Source organism: Mesorhizobium sp. M7A.F.Ca.CA.004.06.1.1 (genome assembly GCF_003999135.1).
Classification (GTDB): Bacteria; Pseudomonadota; Alphaproteobacteria; order Rhizobiales; family Rhizobiaceae; genus Mesorhizobium.
Genome location: NZ_RZPQ01000387.1, coordinates 1 through 5514, shown reverse-complemented (window position 1 = coordinate 5514; position 5514 = coordinate 1). Strand labels below are relative to the sequence as shown.

The 5514-nt window shown below is 63.9% G+C and carries 4 protein-coding genes and 1 pseudogene; 1 reads left to right on the top strand and 4 read right to left on the bottom strand.

The annotated features are described in order from the left end of the window. The 3 genes from EN906_RS21290 to galE all read right to left on the bottom strand — a co-directional run. Positions 1-226, bottom strand: a 226-nt coding sequence (locus EN906_RS21290) for an alanine racemase (RefSeq protein WP_206529144.1), incomplete at its 3' end; no start/stop codon positions are given. Positions 227-228: 2 nt separating this feature from the next. After that, positions 229-1479 carry a D-amino acid dehydrogenase gene (locus tag EN906_RS21285; protein WP_127271728.1) on the bottom strand — a complete coding sequence of 417 codons (1251 nt, stop codon included), beginning with the start codon at positions 1477-1479 and terminating at the stop codon, positions 229-231. Positions 1480-1584: 105 nt separating this feature from the next. Next, positions 1585-2580, bottom strand: a complete 996-nt coding sequence (gene galE / locus EN906_RS21280; RefSeq protein WP_127270794.1) for a UDP-glucose 4-epimerase GalE — start codon at positions 2578-2580, stop codon at positions 1585-1587. A 267-nt stretch (positions 2581-2847) separates the two neighbouring features. On the opposite strand from galE, the gene hemA reads away from it, so the two are divergent. Beyond that, positions 2848-4125, top strand: a complete 1278-nt coding sequence (hemA, locus tag EN906_RS21275; protein ID WP_127270796.1) for a 5-aminolevulinate synthase — start codon at positions 2848-2850, stop codon at positions 4123-4125. Between the two features lie 335 nt (positions 4126-4460). Here the strand turns inward: hemA and EN906_RS21270 are convergent. Continuing rightward, positions 4461-5495 (bottom strand): annotated as a pseudogene (locus EN906_RS21270) (pyridoxal phosphate-dependent aminotransferase); the annotation flags it as partial. Positions 5496-5514 lie beyond the last annotated feature (19 nt).

The following is a 5514-nucleotide window of genomic DNA, read 5'->3' as shown; positions in this document are numbered from 1 at the left end:
TCGGCGCGTTGATGCCGCTGTCGCGCAGCCGGCGGATGTTCTCGAAACGCGATTCGGCGATGCCGGCGACACCGCCGCGCAACATGGCGCGCGCCACTTGCGGCATGCCGCAAGTGCCCTTGGTAACGCCGAACACTTTTATGCCCGACAGCGCGCAGCGCTCGACGATCGTGCGCGCATTGCGCTCGATGCGGCCAAGGTCGATAGCGACTTGCGGTCCCGACATCACTACCCCCCGTAGACCAGCCCCTGCGGGTCGATCTCCGGCTTGCGGCCGGAAACGAGGTCGGCAAGGAATTTCCCCGAGCCGCAGGCCATGGTCCAGCCGACATGGCCGTGGCCGGTGTCGAGATAGAGATTCTTGTAGCGAGCCTGGCCGATGACCGGCACCGAGTTGGGCATCATCGGCCGCAGACCGGCCCAGAACACAGCCTTCTTCTCGTCGAAGGCACCCGGGAAAAGATCCTTGCCGGTGCTGATGATCGTCTTGAAATCGGCGGGCTTGAAAGTTCGGTCGAAGCCGGTGAATTCAGCCGTCGAGGACATCCGCAAGCGGTTGCCCAGCCTGGAATAGCCGATCAGCCGGTCCTCGTCGGCGCCGCCCATGGTCGGTCCCTTGCTTTCGTCCTCCAGGGGAATCGTCGCGGTATAGCCCTTTACCGGATAGACAGGCAGGTCGATGCCGTAACGGCGCCCGAGCAGGCCGCTCTCCGGTCCCATCGAGATGACCACGGCATCGCCGGCGACCGGGCCGGCCGACGTCATCACCGCGCGCACATGATCGCCCTCGATGTCGAGGCCTTCGACTGTCGTGCCGAACAGGAATTTGACGCCGAGCTTCTCGGCAGCATAGGCGGCCAGCCTGTCGACAAACTGCTTGGAATCTCCGGTCTGGTCGGTTGGCGAATAGACGCCCCCGGCAATCTTGTCCTTGACGCCGGCAAGGCCTGGTTCCAGCTCGACCAGCCGGTCGCGGCCGACGATTTCGATCGGCAGGCCGTGCCTGGCAAGATAACGGTAATTGTCGGTGCCGGTATCGAGGCTCTTTTGCGAGCGGAAGAAGTAGAGAATGCCCTTCTTGCGTTCGTCGTAGTGGATGCCGGTCGCTTCCGAAAGCGCATTGATGCAGTCACGCGAATAGAGCGCGAGCCTGAGCTTGATGTCGGTGTTGGCGCGCAGGCGCGCCACCGTGCACTGGCGCAGGAAACGCAGGCTCCAGGCGAGGAAATAGGGATCGAGGCGCAGCCTGACCTTGATGCCGAGATCATGGTTGTAGAGCCCGCGCAGGAAAGTCTTCAAAGCCGCCGGCGAGGCCCAGGCGGTGGCGTCACCCGGTGACACCAGGCCGGCATTGGACTGGCTGGTGCCTTGTGCCGCCGCCGGATGGCGCTCGATCACTGTCACCTCATGGCCGTCGCTGGCCAGATAATAGGCGGCCGCCGTACCGACGACACCGGCCCCGAGCACCGTTATTTTCATGCCATCCCCCAAGAGCTCCTCGCGGCGCGGCGCCTCCGCACCTTGCCGCGAAGGCCTTCAATAGCGCTTCGCTGCCCGCCTTGCGAGCCCTTGGGAGAACCCGGCTCAGCCGCGCGCGGAGTTCTTGCCGGTCAAGATGCGCTCCCAGGCGAGCGCGTCGGCGACGATCTGGTCGAGATCGTCGCGTTGCGGGGTCCAGCCGAGCTCGGCGCGGGCGAGATCCGAATTGGCAACCACCGCCGCGGCATCGCCAGGACGACGGTCGCCCATCTTCACCTCGAAATCACGGCCAAAAGCGCGGCGCACGCTGTCAATGACCTCGAGCACCGAATAGCCATGGCTGTAGCCGCAATTGGCGACGAGGCTTTGTCCCCCGGCACGCAGCCGCTGCAAGGCCAGGCGATGCGCCGCCGCCAGGTCGCTGACGTGGATGTAGTCGCGCATGCAGGTGCCGTCCGGCGTCGGATAATCGGTGCCGAACACCTGCATGAACGGCCGCTTGCCAAGTGCCGTCTCGCAGGCGACCTTGATCAGATGGGTTGCGCCCGGCGTCGACTGGCCGGTGCGGCCCTTCGGGTCGGCGCCGGCGACGTTGAAGTAGCGCAGCGCGGTATAGCGCAGGCCATGCGCGATCGACGCGTCGCGCAGCATCCACTCACTCATCAGCTTGGACAGGCCATAGGGCGATTCCGGCGACAGGCGGGCGTCCTCGCGCACCGGCTCCAGGCCGGCTCCGCCATAGACGGCGGCAGTCGATGAAAAGATGAAATTGGGCACGCCTTCGCGCACCGCGGTTTCGATCAGCGTGCGCGTCTTCGAGGTGTTGTTCTCGTAGTAACTGAGCGGGTCGGCGACCGATTCCGGAACCACGATCGAGCCGGCGAAGTGAATGATCGCGTCGACCTTGTTCTCCCTGATGACCGAGCCGACCAATTCCCGGTCGGCAACGTCGCCGACGACCAGCCTTGCCTCGGGCGCCACCGCCCATTCGAAACCGGTGGAAAGGCGATCGAGGACGACCACGCCCTCGCCGGCATCAAGCAACTCCCAGACCATATGGCTGCCGATGTAACCGGCGCCGCCTGTAACCAAAACCGTCATCCGCTTCCTCGCTTATCCAAGATTTATCGGAAACTGTCTCAACCCCCGCTCTACTGGAAAGCCCGCCGCATAACCATTGAAACCGTGGTAACCGGCATCGCCGGCTAGTGGCATCGTCCTGAAACAAAGTTGATCCACATCAAGGGAATAGGCCACGATCCGTGATCGTTAGGAACAGGTCCGGGGCGTGGCATTTTGACCAAAAAGGCCAGGTGGACGACCAACAGGCCAATGATTATGATCCCGCGCAAAAATTGGGAAGCCTATATGAACTATCAGCGGTTCTTCGAGGAAGCGATCGACCAGCTCCATGCCGAGCGTCGCTACCGCGTTTTCGCCGACCTGGAGCGGATCGCGGGCAAGTTCCCGCGCGCCATCTGGCGTTCCAATGGCCGCGCCGAGGAAATCACCGTCTGGTGCTCCAACGACTATCTCGGCATGGGCCAGCATCCCGACGTCATCGCCGCGTTCCAGAATACCGCTGGCAAGATGGGTTCGGGCGCCGGCGGCACCCGCAACATTTCCGGCACCTCGAACCCGCTGGTCGAACTCGAGGTGGAGCTTGCCGACCTGCACGACAAGGAAGCGGCACTGGTCTTCACCTCCGGTTTCGTCTCCAACGAGGCCTCGATCTCGACCATCGCGAAGCTTTTGCCCAACTGCCTGATCATCTCGGACGAATTGAACCACGCCTCGATGATCGAAGGCGTGCGGCGTTCCGGCGCCGAGAAAAAGATCTTCCGCCACAACGACGTCGCGCATCTGGAAAGCCTTTTGCAGGCGGCGGGACGCGAACGCGCCAAGCTGATCGTCTTCGAAAGCGTCTACTCGATGGATGGCGACATCGCGCCGATCAAAGAGATCGTCGAGCTCGCCGAGCGCTACAACGCCATGACCTATATCGATGAGGTCCATGCCGTCGGCATGTACGGGCCGCGCGGCGGCGGCATCACCGAGCGCGAAGGCCTGGCCGACCGCATCGACATCATCGAAGGCACCCTGGCCAAGGCATTCGGCACGCTGGGCGGCTATATCACCGGCACCAGCGCCGTGATCGACGCCGTGCGTTCCTATGCGCCGGGCTTCATCTTCACCACGGCACTGCCGCCGGCGATCGCGGCTGCCGCGACCGCGTCGATCCGCCATCTCAAGCGCTCGCAGGCCGAGCGCGACGCCCAGCAGCAGCAGGCGAGCCGAACCAAGCAGATCCTGTCGGCCGCCGGCCTGCCGGTGATGGACTCGCCGACCCACATCGTGCCGCTGCTAGTCGGCGATCCCGAGGCCTGCAAGATGGCCAGCGACCGCCTGCTCGGCGTGCACGGCATCTACATCCAGCCGATCAACTACCCGACCGTGCCGCGCGGCACCGAGCGGCTGCGCATCACGCCGACGCCGTTCCACTCCGATGCACTGATCGCCGAATTGCAGGATGCGCTGGTCGAGACCTGGGATGCGCTCGGCATCCCCTATGGCTCCGCCGGGCGGCCTTCGGTAGCCAAGAGCGACCGCATCATTCCCCTGCTGGTCCCCAAGTCAGGCGGCTGAAGCCGTTGCTGGTTGCGCCTGTCGATTGCTTCCAACGCCGCGACGCTCCGACGTCACGGCATGGATCCTAGGGTCTCCGCGACGTCGCTTCGCGACTGCTACGCCCTAGGATGACGAAGCGTGGGGGCTTCTGGCTAGTCACAGAGTTGGAGTCTGGCATCGTAGCAATGGCCGACCTTCGAGGTTGGCCGAGGCATCTTTCTCTTCGTCATCCTAGGGCGAAGCAAGGAGCGAAGCGACGCGGCGCAGACCCTAGGATCCATGCCGTTACTGCGGCCGAAGAGTGAGGCGGTCCAGAATCTTCAAACGCGCGGCTTTCCTGTCCAGCCCAATCCTCAAACTGCCTTCATCCACTTCGCCAGCCGGTGCGCCGCTTCCTCGACCTGGTCGAGGCGGCGGTGGAAACACAACCGCAAAAACGCCTCGCCGCCGGGGCCGAAAGCCGTGCCTGGCGCCAGGCCGACATTGGCCTTGTCGACAATGTCGAAGGCAGCGGTGCGTGAATCGGTGATGCCGTCGACAGTGAAAAACAGATAGAACGCACCCTGCGGCACCGTAAACCGGGCGCGGCCGGTGGCGCCGAGGATGCCGCAGACAAGGTCGCGCGCCTTGCGCGCCCGCTCCACCTGTTCGGCAACGAAGGCATCGCCCTCATCAAGGGCGGCGGCCGCGCCGCGCTGCATGAACTGGGCGACGCCGGAATTCGAATATTGGATCAGGTTCTCGAACACCTGCTGCAAGCTCGGATGTGTCTTGATCCAGCCGACGCGCCAGCCGGTCATAGCCCAGTTCTTGGAGAAGGAGTTGACATAGAGGATGCGGTCTTCCGCCGACGCGATGTCGAGGAAGGACGGCGCGCGGCCGTGGCCATAGTGGAACAGAGAATAGATCTCGTCCGCGATGATCCAAAGGTTTTTGGCGCGCGCCAGATCGAGGATGGCCTGCAAGGTCTCATCATCGGCGGTCCAGCCGGTCGGATTCGACGGCGTGTTGATGAACAGCGCCTTTGTGCGCGGCGTGATCGAAGCCGCGAGCTTCTCGACGTCGCAGGACCAGCCATTGCCGGAATGATCGAGCGTCACCGCGACCGGAACGGCTCCCGCTATCGCTGCCGCGGCATCGAAATTCGGCCAGGCCGGCGACAGATAGACAACCTCGTCGTCGGCACCGGCGAGCGCGTCGAGCGCCAGCTGGATGGCATGCATGCCGGAGCCGGTGACGATGAATTCTTCCTCCGGGAAGGTCTTGCCGAAATGCCTGGCATAGTAACGGGAGAGTGCCTGCCTAAGTTCGGGGATGCCCCTTTGCCAGGTGTAGAATGTCTCGCCGCCGGCCAGCGCCTTCGACGCGGCATCGGTGATAAAGGCCGGCGGCGAGACATTCTACACC